We start from the raw sequence: 13254 nt of genomic DNA, 5'->3' as shown, positions 1-13254 counted from the left end.
TTCATATGAGGTTAGTATGGATCTCTATTTTTAGTTGGGAATGTAGTTATGAATTTAGTTATAATGAAGAAATAATGAAGAAATAGAAATGCTACGCCATTATAATGGCTCTATTTAGAAGTTAGTACTGATGGAGCCACTATAGTTAAAAATATTATAGTATGGAAAAGGAGGAAAGTAACATGACTGCATATCGTCTCATGGTAAATACGCCTGTTAAGATGGAGATTACAGGGAAGTTTGTTGCGCCATCTGAAGATTGGAAGCATATGAATCGAATTCTTTTTGATTATGAGCTAGTCGTAGTCACAAAGGGAACATTATATATGTCCAATGGAGAACAGCAATTTGCAATTAGCCACGGACAATATTTGCTGTTACCTCCCCTTTCCCCCCAATATGGATACAAATCTTCGGATTGTAGCTTTTATTGGCTTCACTTTTCTACTGACCATGCAGTACAAATACTAAGCTTAGCTACTAGTCAGCCTGATGCTGAATCTGATACTTATACTCATACTGATTCTGTTACAAATATCGATTTTAATACAGATAGCCATACTGAAACCGATATTGATACTGGTATTGGGGATAGTACTGGTGAATTTATGGGTAGTGTTAGGCGTTCTGGGAAAGGCGAAATTGTTATTCCTCAATTTGGTAAGCTAGTCAGTGTAGAAAAGATGATTGTCCTCATGAAGCAGCTTCAGGATTGCGTTCGGGAATACAATGAACCAACCTTAAACAATTATATGACCACTACCATTTTATGTGAGTTAAGCAATCAAGTTTTGGCACAATCTAAGGAGCGTAATTACCGTAATCTCCGTAAACAGGATCAGCTTTACAATGACATCGTTGACTATATTAAATGGAGTCGCAGCGAACCACTTAAGGTTTCACAAGTTGCGAATCATTTCAATTATAACGAAAAATATTTATCCCATCTTTTCCGTCAAAAGTCAGGAATCACTTTAAAGCAATATATGCTAGAGCAAAAAATGGAGCTCGCTAAGTTTTTGTTAACAGATACAAATCAAAATATTAATGAAATTGCAGCACAGCTTGGCTACAAAGACAGCCATAATTTTATGAAATCGTTCAAAAAAATAGTGGGCTTAACACCTACTGAGTTTCGTAATGCTTATGCAAAAAGGTTACTATTTTACGAGTGAAATCAATAATATTTAACAAGGTTAGGAATCAAGTTGTTTTTTTAGCATATCCCCATAACGACATCGTACCATCCTGTGCTTGCTCTAACGTATAGGGTGTCCTTTGATCGCAATCTACTCTTAGAAATTGATGGTTGCCAATCGGAATGATAGGTATTTGCAGTTCACTATTAAAACGATTTAAAGACCATTTACCATTAGAGTACCTTAATTCAAGCTTTCCCTCGATATATACCCCTTCATATTTAGCAATTTCTTCTTCTGTTAGAGAGACTTCCTTATGTTCTGATGGTGTTTCTGTTGAACCCGTAAATATTAAATCACAAAGTGCATTTGCCATATTATATTGATTTCCGAAGCTAGCATTAGACAAGATAATGATACTCAAATCATCAAAACCATGCAGAATATACGTCATTACCCCAATGTAATCACCGCCATGGGTATAACATAAATGCTGATGGATATGCTGTTTCTCCAGTCAATAACAGTATTCATTTAAATTTTCACTTAAATATAATTCATACCCTTGCTGAGAGAGTAGCTTTTGTTGCAACAAGCATTGATTCCATTTATACAGGTCTAAACAATTTGAAACGATACCTGCTGCGCCGATAGTAAATCTTTCATTACTATATTGCGCTTTTACTACACCACTCCACTCGTATTCATATGGGAACGCCTTATTTTTTATGACATTGGTTCCTGTATCAACAAAAGTATTCACCATTCCAAGCGGTTTAAATATATTCTCATCCACATATTGATCAAAGCTCTGCCCACTCACATACTCTACGATCCAAGCTAACACGTTGTAACCAGCATTATTATATTCATATTTAGACCCAGGTTTAAAGGCTAACGGTCTATCAATAAATTTATCAAAATATTGCTGCTTCACATAAGTATTTCGGTTGTAACCCCCAAAAAAGTCCTCTTCAAAATTATAAAATTGAGGTAGTCCTGAAGTATGACATAACAGGTGATGGATCGTTATCCTACTATCTATGGATAAGTTAGGGGGTAGATATGTGTTAGCAGAACAATGAAGATCTAATTTCCCATGATCCCATAACTGCATAATCGCAAATGCCGTAAATTGCTTCGTGATTGATGCTAAACTAAAATTTGTATGTATCATGTTTGGGATCTCCAATTCATAACATGCCATGCCTGATGCTGTCTGTAATAAAACCTCGCCTTCTTTGACAACATAAATTACACCTGAGAAATTCCACCTTGCGATATACTCCTTTACATATTGTGCAAGCAAATGCTTAGTGCTTTCCATTTCAAACCCTCCTTTCATGAATGAGAAACGCCCATTCATCTCATGAACAGGCGTTACAATAACAAAATATTAACTATACCAGTGAATTTGGTTCGTCTAGTCCTTCTACTCTATAACTTATACGATAATTCTGTTTTATAAGCCATATCCCAAAATAAATATTCAAACTGAACACTCGCAATAAATATATCTTCGATTTTTTGACGGTGTTCCTCTGACTTGTCTGCTACTAAGGCATCTAAAGTATCAAACATCCATAAAAAGGTTGCGTCAAACTCTTCATTAGCGTAGTTATCGATCCATGATTTATAGTAATTTTCTTTAAGGCGATCAGAATACGTTAGTTTTAAACGTTGCGCGAAGTCGGCATATGTCCATGCACAAGGCAGAATCGTAGCGATAATTTCATCTACTCCCCCACTTTGTCCCACAGCTAACATATTTGCAGTATACGTCTGATTATACAATGATGGCTTGGTATCAGTAATATGTTCTGGGGATAAACCAAAATCAGCCATATATTTGCGATGCAATGCCATCTCTTCATTTAGTATACTATATTGAATTGTGCTAAATTTAGTTAGCAATGCCTCATCGTTTGATTTTAGCGCCCCTAAAGCAAATACCTTGGCATACTGGAGCAAATAATGATAATCTTGAATCAAATAAAATTCAAATTTACTTTTATCAAGAATCCCTTGCCCTAGTTCCTGTACAAAGGGATGATAGTAGCAGTCCTCCCATATTCCTAATGCTTTTTCTTTTAAACCTTTTGAAAATGAATTCATCGTTTTCCTCCATAATCAAGTTTAATCAGAGATAATTACAAAAATCTAGCCCTCTGTTCTAATATTTCGGCATCCATTTTACTCACTGCATCATGTAATCCCATATGAAAGCTACCATTTCCTAAATGTCCCGCAGCTTCATAGGCAATTTCGCCTGCAATGCCCATCGTCAACAATGCAGCAACGGTGGCATCAAAAGGCTGCTTAGGGTTGCCACCACAGAAGGAAGCGATAAGTGAAGAGCACATACAGCCTGTTCCCGTTAGATTAGATAACATTGAATGCCCATTTTTAATGCAAACCACTTGTTCCCCATCTGAAACAATATCAATTGCGCCTGTAATCGCGACCACACACTTTAGCTTCAAAGCCACTTTTTTTGCAACAGCAATCGCATCCTCCAAATTGTGAGTATCCTCTTGCGCCGCATCTACCCCCTTGGTCCCTGAGTGTAAATGTGCAAAATACTTAATTTCAGAAATATTTCCGCGTAACACATCAATGTTAAGCTCATCAACAAGCTGTAATGCCGTGTCATTTCTTAAGCGTGAAGCACCTACGCCAACAGGATCAAGCACAATAGGGATGCCCACACTATTCGCCTTCTTGCCCGCCTTTTTCATCGAATAAATCGTTCTAAAATGAAGTGTCCCCATATTCAGTAGTAATGCTGAAGATATACCTACAATATCCTCCACCTCATCCGATGAATCTGCCATGACAGGAGAAGCACCGATAGCTAATGTAATATTCGCACAATCATTAACAGTAACATAATTAGTGATGTGGTGAATCAACGGCTTTTTGTCTCTAACTTTATTAATTAAGAGATAGGTTCCATTGTTCAACGCAAAAACCTCCTAGTATTTTTTGTAATCAAAATAGGCCAAAACTAAAAAAACTAAAAAAAAGCGCCCACCCATGGTAAGCCCCTTTTTTAGAAAAAAGGATTGCTTACGCTAAGACAAGCGCTCTGAACAAAACACAATAAAAACAGATGCTTCCCTACGCCGGTCTTAACCAACAGGTTCAAAGGGTCAGGTTTTACCTTCTCAACGCCACAGCGTCCCCCCGCAAAAATTGGTATGGAATTGAAATCCTAGTTAACACAATATCCTAATTCTATATAAATATCAATATTTTACCTCATATTTTTTGGTATATTAGATAGAGATGTATAATTTTCCATTTAATATGATTTAGTAATAATGATAGGAGGATACAAGAATGGGTTATCGAGATTTGAGAGAATTTTTACAGTTGCTTGAATCGGAAAATCAATTAATTCGCATCCATGACCAAGTTATGCCTGAACCAGATTTAAGTGCGATTGGACGAGCTGCACCAAACATGGAAAATGGGCCTGCTGTGTTTGTTGAAAACATAAAGGGCTACAAAACCCCCCTTGTTCTTAATGTACATGGATCTTGGCAAAATCATGCCTTAATGCTTAATTTACCAAAGGATACCTCTGTAAAAGATCAATTTTTTGAACTGAAACGTTTGTGGGACAACTATCCAATCAAGCCAATGTGGGTGGACAAAAAAAATGCGCCTGTAAAGGAGATTATTATTGAAGAAAATATTAATTTATTTGAAATTCTACCTTTATTCCGAATAAATGAATTTGATGCTGGTTTTTATCTCTCGAAAGCACTCATCGTAAGTAAAAATCCTAACAATTCTAATAGCTATGAGGAGCAAAATGTAGGAACTTATCGTATTCAGGTTAAAGGAAAAGATAAAGTTGCTATTCAACCTCTCCCCTTTCACGATATTGCTATCCACCTAAGAAATGCAGAGGAAAACAATAAACCCCTGCCGATTGCGATTTGTTTAGGTAATGATCCTGTATTAAGCTTTATGTCCAGCACCCCGATCGCTTATGTTCAATCTGAGTATGACTTTGCGGGTGCACTAAAAGGTGAGCCAATTGAGTTAACCAAAAGTGAGACTGGGGATCTTGATATCCCTGCTCGTAGTGAAATTGTTTTAGAGGGTTACATTGAGCCCCGCATACGCGAAATCGAAGGTCCATTTGGTGAATTCCCTGGAAGCTACTCTGGCTCTCGTCTACAACCTGTCATTAAAATTACGAAAATAACACATCGTCAAAATCCAATTTTTGAAAACTTGTATTTAGGAATGCCTTGGACTGAACTTGACTATCTAATTGCACTAAATACAAGTATCCCATTATATGATCAATTAAAACGCGATTTCCCCGAGGTGGAAGCCGTTAATGCCATGTATACACATGGAATTGGCGTCATTGTATCTACTAAATCCCGTTTTGGAGGTTATGGAAAAGCAGTTGCAATGCGCTTATTATCCACACCTCATGGTATGCCTTATAGTAAAATCGTAATCGTTGTTGATGAATTCGTAGATCCATATAATTTAGAACAAGTGATGTGGGCGTTAACGACCCGTGTGCGTCCAGATAAGGATGTGTTTAAAATCCCTTATGCTCCAGGCATGCCACTAGATCCCTCATCTGAGCCAGCAGGAATGCATACTAAATTAGTAATTGATGCCACGACACCTGTCGCGCCTGATTATGGAAGGGAAACAGAGCTATTAGCTGTACCTGCAAAAACTGAAGAGTGGTCTGTAATTTTGCGTAGCTTAATTAAAGAAGGGAGTAATCATTGATGATTTGTCCTAGATGTGACTCTAAAACGATCGAATTATTAACAAAAGCACCTCTTGAAGATGCTTGGGAGGTGTATATTTGTGGCACTTGTTATTTTTCATGGCGAAGTACGGAAGGGGAAAACATTACAAACCCTGAAAAGTATGATAGACGCTTCAAATTAAACCCTGCGAACTTTGAGAAGCTAGATAAAATACCACCTATTCCTGATTTGAAAAAATAGATATATTTTTAATGATGATTGAACATATTCTCTGCTTATTTCAGGAGGAATCATTAACATGCGTATAATAATTCCTCCTTTAATATTAGAAGTCATAGAAAATTTGGTTATAAGAAAAGTTGATAAAATACTTTAAAAATAAATATACTAATATCTTCTACTCACGATTAATACACTAATACTTTACAAAATAGTAATATTTTGTTTAAATAGATATGTGTAAATATTTTCTATAAATGTTATCTTTACTTATAAAGAGAGTTAATTTTATTTTTGATATTAAGCATTTGATTTATGATTATTATTAAAGGAGATACTGTCTAGAAAATTAATTCTTCTATACTATTATGACAACAAACTAATAATCCATTTTTAAAAAATATAATTTAAGAAAGGTAGTTAAATATTATGAAAAAAATTAATTATAAGAAGTCAATTTCTTTAATGCTTGCTATCTCGATGCTACTGACAACAGGTTTAACAGTTTCAGCTGAGTCCCCGCAAACATCAGTTAATATAAAAAGTCAAACTAAAAATATTAATAGATTAGTAGTGACAGATAGTGGTGTCACTATTAATGGAATCTATTATAGTAAAATTGAATTTAATCAACTGCTTAATAAAGCAGTTAAAGTTTCTACTAGCAATAAAATCCAACCTACTGCTGCAGCTGCAGCTGCAGTTTACTTTATTCCAGGAATAGGACAGATTGCTATTGCAGCTACAGGCGCTATAATTATTGGAGGAGTGGCTATTGCTGCAGGAACATGGCTCTATGATACCATTACAAGTTGGTTAGGTGACTCAACAGCTCGAGAAATCGCCTCGGTAAGGGCTAAAATCCCTTCTAGATTAAGAGATGATAATGGAGATGTGGATCTTGGTAAATTTGATCAAAAAGTAAATGGGAAAACAGCTTATAAAGAAAAGGGTGGCTGGTCTATTGATAAGGATAATGCCGGTCATGGGGGTAGAAAATGGAAGTTAAAAGATAAGTCTGGTGATAGAGTTGCTTCATTAGGTGAAAAAGGAGAGGTTTTAGGAAAATAGGAGTTGATTATAAACTTATGTATGAAGTGATTGATAAATTACAAGAAAGTAATGACTATTACTATATAGACTACATCCCGTTTTTAATAAAAGATCCGAAATACCTAGATCTTGAAGAGTTTTTTATAAAAACCTATCTTGATTCTTATTCAAAAAAAATATCTAGGATCATGTTAAAACTTATCTACTACTATAATTGTAAAATTTATTTAACGGAACCCTCAAAAGAATTTAATGAAAACCTTGAAATTCAATTTAACACCGATATTAGAGCAACTAGTCCGGAAAAATTAGACGATATTATTCGCAAGGTTATACTAACTGATTTTTCATCAGTTCAGATTCTTTTTTCTGATCCTTTATTTCTTATAAGTATTGGTGGAGAATTCTCTGTTACCATATTCAAACCTACTGATGAAGTAGTGGAAAATCTCAATCAGTTAGTTAATCAAGAAGGACTATTTCTAAAAAAACACTAAGTAAGTTGTATATATTTTGATTTTAAAAATATCACATATTTGTTTAATTTAGAATAATAATGAAAGCCACTAGAGATCATTAAAGATCTCTAGTGGGACAATAAAAAATAGCACCTTCTGTAATCATTTTTATTATCAATTTACAATAACTTGTTGCATATGATGAATCACAACTAACTATTCCTTAGGGTATGGCAATGTTCCAGTGCTATTGCTTAGCTGTTACCAGATAACGTTCAAGCTCCAGCACAAAATGAAATACCGTGTAGCTGAGCATACCATAGATCAAAATGAGGACGACAACAACAAATTGTTGTGTAACAAAACCAAGTGTAATATTGGCAACAAGATAACCTAGACCTACCAAAGAGGCAACTGATCTACTCCACCAGAGCGAACTCCGATTATTATTTTTCTGCTTACGCCAAGGCGAGTCAGTCTGCCCTTTGGCTTTTTTGCGGTGTCGTTTTAAATAGTCATAAAGTGCGATTCCGTATACAAGCAGAGTCCCAATTGCAAAAAGTGGAGTATCCAGATTCAGCATGGAATAGGCAAATAGTTGAATGACAATAAGTAAGCTAAGACTGCAAACTACCCCAAATACACCTCTAAACAAAACGTAGCTCTTCCGCAAAGATACTGGAAACAAAATTAGCTGCAATGCCCATATGTTCATGACAAGCAACGGGGGGAAAAGAAGATATTTATACAGCTTTTCAGCAGGCGCCGCCAATATAGGAATCAGCACAAATACATTAAGAAAAAAAAGAACCAGCGTTGCAGCATGAAAGCGAATTTGACTGGGAGATTGCAACAGCCTTGATGCAGATTTCATAAATGCAGCTACTCCTTTCTTTTCTTTCTAAGATATAGGATGAAAAAGAAAAAAACAAACCTCTGAACATATACCTTCAGTTTCGCTCCAATTATATCTGCAAAATGATCTAACTCTAATCATTAAAACGCATAAATAAGAACTGAATTGGAAAACTACTACCAAAGTAGGAAATAAGATTTGGGGATGAATTTATGGCAGAGGATATGCTTGAAAATCTGAAGGAGCAATTAAAGGAATGCAGTGATGTTGTGTATCAAGTTTTACAAGTTCATGAACATACCTGTCAGCTCATTTACATTCCTTCTATTGTTGATATGACTTGCTTGCAGGAGAGTATTGGAACCCCACTACATAACGAAAGTAGTACTGAACGAAATTGGTCAGAATTTATAGAACGACTAGACCAAGGATCTGCGTTTCCTATTCCTTATCTTAAAGTTTATAACATTAAAAAAGCAATTGATCTTGTTGTTGAAGGTAAAGTCATATTATTCATTAATGAACTCCCTTATCAATATTATTTTGAAATTACAAAATATCAAAAAGCGCTCCATTTCTGAGTCGCAAAATGAGCTTGTTGTCGTTGGTCCACAGGAGGCTTTTATTGAAGATATTCAAAGTAATCTTTCTTTATTAAGGCATAAAATTAAACACCCTGATTTAAAAACAAAACATTTTCAAATTGGGCAATATACGAAGACGGATATTTATGTCGTTTACATTGAAGGCTTATATAAAAAAGAGAATTTAGACGAAATTGAAAAAGGACTGAAAAATGTTGAAGTTGATAGCATTTTTGGTGCAAGCTCTTTATCAGAACAATTAAAGCAGGATAATTTAGGTCTTTTTCCAATATTTAAATATACAGAACGACCAGACTCCGTAGCAGCTGCCCTGTTAGAAGGACGCATTGGCATACTTCAGGATGGTTCTCCCTCTGCCATGGTAACACCCGTTACTTTTTTCTCCTTATTGCATTCTTCAGAGGATTATTACCAAGACTTTTATGTTTCGAGTTGGATACGAATGGTTCGCTTCTTATTTTCATTTATTTCATTACTGCTTCCTTCACTTTATGTAGCAATTACAACTTTTCATTCTGAGATAATTCCTTCTAATCTACTCATAACTATCGCAGCCGCTAGAGAAAACATTCCCTTCTCTGCACTAACAGAGGCGCTGATCATGGAATTGACCTTTGATGCACTTCGAGAAGCTGGAACCCGCATCCCTAAGCCTGTGGGTCAGACTGTTTCTGTTATTGGAGGAATTGTAATCGGACAAGCCGCGGTCCAAGCAGGAATTTTCTCTGCGCCTATGATTATTGTAGTATCAATTACTGGTATTGCCTCTTTCATTATTCCTCATCTGGAATTAGGTTTGGCATTTAGATTACTCCGTTTTCCATTACTTTTAGTAGGTGGAACAATGGGGTTAATTGGAATATTCGCTGCGACATTTATCCTTTATGGGCATTTAGCCAACTTGAAGTCATTTGGCATACCTTACCTCCAACCACTGGCACCCATTGTAATTCAGGATTGGAAAGACACACTTCTTCGTGCACCTTTACCAATAATGAAAAAACAAAGCTCATCCAAGAAGGATCTGAACTCAAGGAGGTAACGTATGACATGAAGTGGATAAAGTTAGGGACTACTTTATGCCTTCTGCTGAGCCTTACTGGTTGTTGGTCTAAAGTAGAACTCGATGAGGTAACATTTATATTTGGTTTATTTGTTGATGTAGGGAATCAGCCTAATAGCGTAGAAGTTACTGTCGTGTCTCCGCTACCTATTCGGTTTCAGGAAAATTCTGGTGGCGGGAAAAAGTATGAATCTGTTTCAAAAACTGCACGCACTATACCTGAGGCAGTTATCGGTATTCAAAAGGAATTGACACGTCGCCTTAGTTTTTCTCATATTAAAGCAGTTGTTATTGGTGAAGAATATGCTCGTCAAGGAATTAGTGAATTATTAGAATGGGTTGAGCGAGTTCCTGAATTTCCAATTGGAACCTATGTTATGGCTACTCCTAATAAGGCAAAAGAACTAACGAAGTTATCCCCTGTTTTTGAGCAATCACCTACAGAAGTATTACTAGGGCTAGCCTCGGAGGATTTTTATTTTAAAACAACGATTAAAGATTGTTTATTCGCTGAGACAGCCTCTTTGGGGTATATTATGAACTATTTGTCCGTAAAGGAGCAAAAGCCAACTACCACAAAGGAAGAAGACGATAAATGGGTTGGTATCCAAGGCGGAATGCTTTTTCATAAAGGGAAAATGACAGGCATTATAAAGGAAGGTCTAGCAGAAATGATTGCTTGGTCTCTTAATAAACCACAATCGCTTGTTTATTCAATAGCTTGGAACAACAATCAGAGTGCCGCTTCTACTTTTTTTGTTAAAACTAAAAGCTCGCGTTCTGTCAAAATGACAAGTAATGGTCCTACCTTTAGCATTAAGCTTAAAAGCCCAATTAATATAGATTTCTTAACAAAAGGTCAAAATAAAGCAAAAGCAAAGGTATCCCCAATTATACTACGTAAACTTGATGAAAAAATATCTAGCATGTTGCTAGAAGCAATTAAAATGACACAAAAAATGAAAACGGATGTTTTTCAGTTAGGGATGCTATTGGAATGGAATTATCCAGAATATTGGAATCAAGTTCGGCATAAATGGGATGATTATTACAGTAATGAACTAAAAATTAACGTTGGTACTCAATTTTACATTGATAATTTTGGTTCTGAAGAATAAGGATGTGGAGGTGCTTTTTATGCGTACAACGAATTGGCAAATATTTCGTTTTGCTGTTGTTTTATTAATTCCAACAGCGACCATATTTTTAGTTCCACTCATAATAAAGACTTCCTCTTACCAAGGTTGGATTGCCTTAATTGGAGGCTGTTTATTAAGCTTTATTATGCTTTATTTTACTATTCATCTCGGTAAGCTCAATTCAAAAAAAGCCTGGGTTTATTTTGGTGAGGAGATCGCTGGTAAATGGGTACATCGTCTAATTTTATTCATTTTAATGTGCTGGTGTCTTTATTTTGTAGCCTATAATATTCAAGGTTTACTTTATTTTTTGGCTCTTATTATTTAAGAGGTACCCCGCCACTGTTCATTCAAATTATTCTTGGATTAGTCATTATTTATACAGCTAGCTTAAATTTCATGACTCTTATATATATGGCTGACGGTATTTTTCTTGTTTTTATCGTCTTTTTTGCATTGTCAATGTACTTGTTTGTACCTAATGCAGACTTTTCTGTACTGCCTGCATTACTTCATTATCATGATTTTAAACTTGCAATTAAGGACTCTATATTTGTAAGCTCCTGGTTTGGTTTATGGGTACTTCTATTATTTGTTGCGCCAGAAATTCAAATAAACTCAAAAATGAACAAAAAACTAATCTTTGCAGGCTTATTTACATTGCTGTTCATTCTAATTAGCTGGTTATTAACTATTGTTGTGCTAGGTGTCCATTTAGGGCATGAGCTAAGATACCCCTATCTTCAAATGATGCGTTTATCATCACAAAATAACTTACTCGGCAACGCAGACCCACTGCTCATTGGACTTTGGTCCTCTTCCTTATTCATTCAAAGTGCATTTCTAATTTATATAGCTTACAAATGTGCCACCTATTTAACAAAAAATAAAGGAACCAAGTATATGGTTCCGATTTTAACGACAATATCTATCGTAATTGCATTTTTTTATTCTCGTCATCTTGGCATCTACAATTTACACTTTAATTCCTATTATACGAGCATAGTGTGGCTTGGTATCGAATGTATACCGATCTATTATTCCATTATTGCTTTATTTACCTATAGAAAACGAAAAACATAGTATTCAGTAATCTCATAAACAGTATACTATCTCCTTCAGATCACCTTCTAACTGCTATTCATAAGCTTGTGACAACATCGCTTCAATTTAATTCAAGTTTTATTTTTCCTTCCGCAAAATCTTCTCCATTGCTTTCCCTTTTGCCAACTCGTCAATCAGCTTATCTAAATAACGAATTTCTCGCATCGTTGGTTCTTCAATCTCCTGCACTTTCACACCACAAACCACACCTGTAATTAAAGATCGTAGCGGATTTAAGTTTGCTTCCGCAAAAAAAGTTTCAAAATCCGTTTTCTTTTCTAGGTGTGACTCTAACTCTTCCTGACTATAACCTGTCAACCAACTTATGATTTCATCAACTTCTAATTTCGTACGCCCTTTTCGCTCTGCCTTCGCAACATAATGAGGGTATACACTGGCTACACTTGTTGTATAAATTCTATGTTTGGTCATACTTATTCCCCATTCTTATCAATATAGTTTTTGTAATTAATTTAGGCTCTATTTAGAAATTAGTACTTGCCAACGACTGGAGGCTGATAGCTACGATCCAGAGAGTTCTTGCGATTGTTGTTAAAATCAACTTCCTTTTATTGAAGGTTATTTATTGATGGAAGATGATTTTAAGAGACAACCTTAAGAATCTCTCTGTCTCTTCGCTAGTATGGCTTAGCCGTCAAGCACTAATTTCAAGATTAAGCCTTAATTTATATATTTTTATTCGTATTATTATTGGTTTCTATCTTTCACAGTATACAATACAGCACACTAAAGGGCACTCCGTTATCATTTGAAAAATGATGTTACTAAGGAAAAAGCGATGAAGGGTTGAAAAATATTCCTAATTTGATATAATGAAAAACGTTGAGATTGAGAATCAATATC

16 protein-coding genes and 1 riboswitch are annotated in these 13254 nt (G+C 35.5%); of the genes, 10 read left to right on the top strand and 6 right to left on the bottom strand.

The window, feature by feature from the left end; translation table 11 throughout:
* Positions 1–182: 182 nt before the first annotated feature.
* Complete coding sequence (locus tag ABE099_RS03985) at positions 183–1175, top strand: AraC family transcriptional regulator (RefSeq protein WP_430027585.1); 993 nt, start codon at positions 183–185, stop codon at positions 1173–1175.
* Positions 1176–1203: 28 nt separating this feature from the next.
* Here ABE099_RS03985 and ABE099_RS03980 read toward each other — a convergent pair whose 3' ends face one another.
* The 4 genes from ABE099_RS03980 to thiM all read right to left on the bottom strand — a co-directional run bounded on the left by ABE099_RS03980 (position 1204) and on the right by thiM (position 4102).
* Positions 1204–1593 carry a hypothetical protein gene (locus ABE099_RS03980; protein WP_430027583.1) on the bottom strand — a complete coding sequence of 130 codons (390 nt, stop codon included), beginning with the start codon at positions 1591–1593 and terminating at the stop codon, positions 1204–1206.
* Between the two features lie 63 nt (positions 1594–1656).
* The gene (locus tag ABE099_RS03975) at positions 1657–2466 is read right to left on the bottom strand and encodes a serine hydrolase domain-containing protein (RefSeq protein ID WP_430027581.1); all 810 of its coding nucleotides are present in this window, start codon (positions 2464–2466) and stop codon (positions 1657–1659) included.
* Between the two features lie 110 nt (positions 2467–2576).
* Positions 2577–3254: a thiaminase II gene (gene tenA, locus ABE099_RS03970; protein WP_430027579.1), complete on the bottom strand. Its 678-nt coding sequence runs from the start codon at positions 3252–3254 to the stop codon at positions 2577–2579.
* 35 nt (positions 3255–3289) lie between these two features.
* Positions 3290–4102: a hydroxyethylthiazole kinase gene (gene thiM / locus ABE099_RS03965; RefSeq protein WP_430027577.1), complete on the bottom strand. Its 813-nt coding sequence runs from the start codon at positions 4100–4102 to the stop codon at positions 3290–3292.
* 136 nt (positions 4103–4238) lie between these two features.
* Positions 4239–4337: riboswitch (TPP riboswitch) on the bottom strand.
* A gap of 144 nt (positions 4338–4481) precedes the next feature.
* Between thiM and ABE099_RS03960 the strand changes: the two genes are divergently transcribed.
* From ABE099_RS03960 to ABE099_RS03945, 4 genes are all read left to right on the top strand, one after another.
* Positions 4482–5909 carry a non-oxidative hydroxyarylic acid decarboxylases subunit C gene (locus ABE099_RS03960; protein WP_430027575.1) on the top strand — a complete coding sequence of 476 codons (1428 nt, stop codon included), beginning with the start codon at positions 4482–4484 and terminating at the stop codon, positions 5907–5909.
* Positions 5909–6133, top strand: coding sequence for a non-oxidative hydroxyarylic acid decarboxylases subunit D (locus ABE099_RS03955; RefSeq protein WP_430027573.1), 225 nt, complete (start codon positions 5909–5911; stop codon positions 6131–6133). Before ABE099_RS03960 ends, ABE099_RS03955 begins: the two co-directional genes overlap by 1 nt.
* A gap of 408 nt (positions 6134–6541) precedes the next feature.
* Positions 6542–7183: a hypothetical protein gene (locus tag ABE099_RS03950; protein ID WP_430027571.1), complete on the top strand. Its 642-nt coding sequence runs from the start codon at positions 6542–6544 to the stop codon at positions 7181–7183.
* A 17-nt stretch (positions 7184–7200) separates the two neighbouring features.
* Positions 7201–7662, top strand: a complete 462-nt coding sequence (locus ABE099_RS03945; protein ID WP_430027569.1) for a hypothetical protein — start codon at positions 7201–7203, stop codon at positions 7660–7662.
* A gap of 208 nt (positions 7663–7870) precedes the next feature.
* Here ABE099_RS03945 and ABE099_RS03940 read toward each other — a convergent pair whose 3' ends face one another.
* On the bottom strand, positions 7871–8497 hold the full coding sequence (locus ABE099_RS03940) for a hypothetical protein (protein WP_430027567.1): 627 nt from the start codon (positions 8495–8497) through the stop codon (positions 7871–7873).
* A gap of 194 nt (positions 8498–8691) precedes the next feature.
* Here ABE099_RS03940 and ABE099_RS03935 point away from each other — a divergent pair, with 194 nt between their 5' ends.
* From ABE099_RS03935 to ABE099_RS03915, 5 genes are read left to right on the top strand one after another with little or no spacing between them, the layout of a single operon-like run.
* The gene (locus tag ABE099_RS03935; RefSeq protein ID WP_430027565.1) at positions 8692–9060 is read left to right on the top strand and encodes a spore germination protein; all 369 of its coding nucleotides are present in this window, start codon (positions 8692–8694) and stop codon (positions 9058–9060) included.
* Positions 8999–10126: a spore germination protein gene (locus ABE099_RS03930; protein WP_430027563.1), complete on the top strand. Its 1128-nt coding sequence runs from the start codon at positions 8999–9001 to the stop codon at positions 10124–10126. Before ABE099_RS03935 ends, ABE099_RS03930 begins: the two co-directional genes overlap by 62 nt.
* An 8-nt stretch (positions 10127–10134) precedes the next feature.
* Positions 10135–11265 carry a Ger(x)C family spore germination protein gene (locus ABE099_RS03925; RefSeq protein WP_430027561.1) on the top strand — a complete coding sequence of 377 codons (1131 nt, stop codon included), beginning with the start codon at positions 10135–10137 and terminating at the stop codon, positions 11263–11265.
* Positions 11266–11284: 19 nt separating this feature from the next.
* Positions 11285–11614 carry a GerAB/ArcD/ProY family transporter gene (locus tag ABE099_RS03920; protein ID WP_430027559.1) on the top strand — a complete coding sequence of 110 codons (330 nt, stop codon included), beginning with the start codon at positions 11285–11287 and terminating at the stop codon, positions 11612–11614.
* Between the two features lie 14 nt (positions 11615–11628).
* A complete protein-coding gene (locus tag ABE099_RS03915) occupies positions 11629–12369 on the top strand; it encodes a GerAB/ArcD/ProY family transporter (protein ID WP_430030444.1) in 741 nt (246 codons plus the stop codon).
* Positions 12370–12468: 99 nt separating this feature from the next.
* Here ABE099_RS03915 and ABE099_RS03910 read toward each other — a convergent pair whose 3' ends face one another.
* The gene (locus ABE099_RS03910) at positions 12469–12822 is read right to left on the bottom strand and encodes a DUF2200 domain-containing protein (RefSeq protein WP_430027557.1); all 354 of its coding nucleotides are present in this window, start codon (positions 12820–12822) and stop codon (positions 12469–12471) included.
* Positions 12823–13254: the final 432 nt, after the last annotated feature.

The organism is Paenibacillus turicensis (assembly GCF_050461185.1).
Classification (GTDB): domain Bacteria; phylum Bacillota; class Bacilli; order Paenibacillales; family Paenibacillaceae; genus Fontibacillus; species Fontibacillus turicensis_A.
Note: the sequence above shows the minus strand (reverse complement) of the source record. Positions and strands in the feature narration are given on the sequence as shown.

What these genes read in the sequence shown, in the direction of transcription:
- ABE099_RS03985 (WP_430027585.1), top strand. Translation starts at nt 183, where the DNA reads ATGACTGCATATCGTCTCATGGTAAATACGCCTGTTAAGATGGAGATT.
- ABE099_RS03980 (WP_430027583.1), bottom strand. Translation starts at nt 1,593, where the DNA reads ATGACGTATATTCTGCATGGTTTTGATGATTTGAGTATCATTATCTTG.
- ABE099_RS03975 (WP_430027581.1), bottom strand. Translation starts at nt 2,466, where the DNA reads ATGGAAAGCACTAAGCATTTGCTTGCACAATATGTAAAGGAGTATATC.
- tenA (WP_430027579.1), bottom strand. Translation starts at nt 3,254, where the DNA reads ATGAATTCATTTTCAAAAGGTTTAAAAGAAAAAGCATTAGGAATATGG.
- ABE099_RS03960 (WP_430027575.1), top strand. Translation starts at nt 4,482, where the DNA reads ATGGGTTATCGAGATTTGAGAGAATTTTTACAGTTGCTTGAATCGGAA.
- ABE099_RS03955 (WP_430027573.1), top strand. Translation starts at nt 5,909, where the DNA reads ATGATTTGTCCTAGATGTGACTCTAAAACGATCGAATTATTAACAAAA.
- ABE099_RS03950 (WP_430027571.1), top strand. Translation starts at nt 6,542, where the DNA reads ATGAAAAAAATTAATTATAAGAAGTCAATTTCTTTAATGCTTGCTATC.
- ABE099_RS03945 (WP_430027569.1), top strand. Translation starts at nt 7,201, where the DNA reads ATGTATGAAGTGATTGATAAATTACAAGAAAGTAATGACTATTACTAT.
- ABE099_RS03940 (WP_430027567.1), bottom strand. Translation starts at nt 8,497, where the DNA reads ATGAAATCTGCATCAAGGCTGTTGCAATCTCCCAGTCAAATTCGCTTT.
- ABE099_RS03935 (WP_430027565.1), top strand. Translation starts at nt 8,692, where the DNA reads ATGGCAGAGGATATGCTTGAAAATCTGAAGGAGCAATTAAAGGAATGC.
- ABE099_RS03930 (WP_430027563.1), top strand. Translation starts at nt 8,999, where the DNA reads ATGAACTCCCTTATCAATATTATTTTGAAATTACAAAATATCAAAAAG.
- ABE099_RS03925 (WP_430027561.1), top strand. Translation starts at nt 10,135, where the DNA reads ATGAAGTGGATAAAGTTAGGGACTACTTTATGCCTTCTGCTGAGCCTT.
- ABE099_RS03920 (WP_430027559.1), top strand. Translation starts at nt 11,285, where the DNA reads ATGCGTACAACGAATTGGCAAATATTTCGTTTTGCTGTTGTTTTATTA.
- ABE099_RS03910 (WP_430027557.1), bottom strand. Translation starts at nt 12,822, where the DNA reads ATGACCAAACATAGAATTTATACAACAAGTGTAGCCAGTGTATACCCT.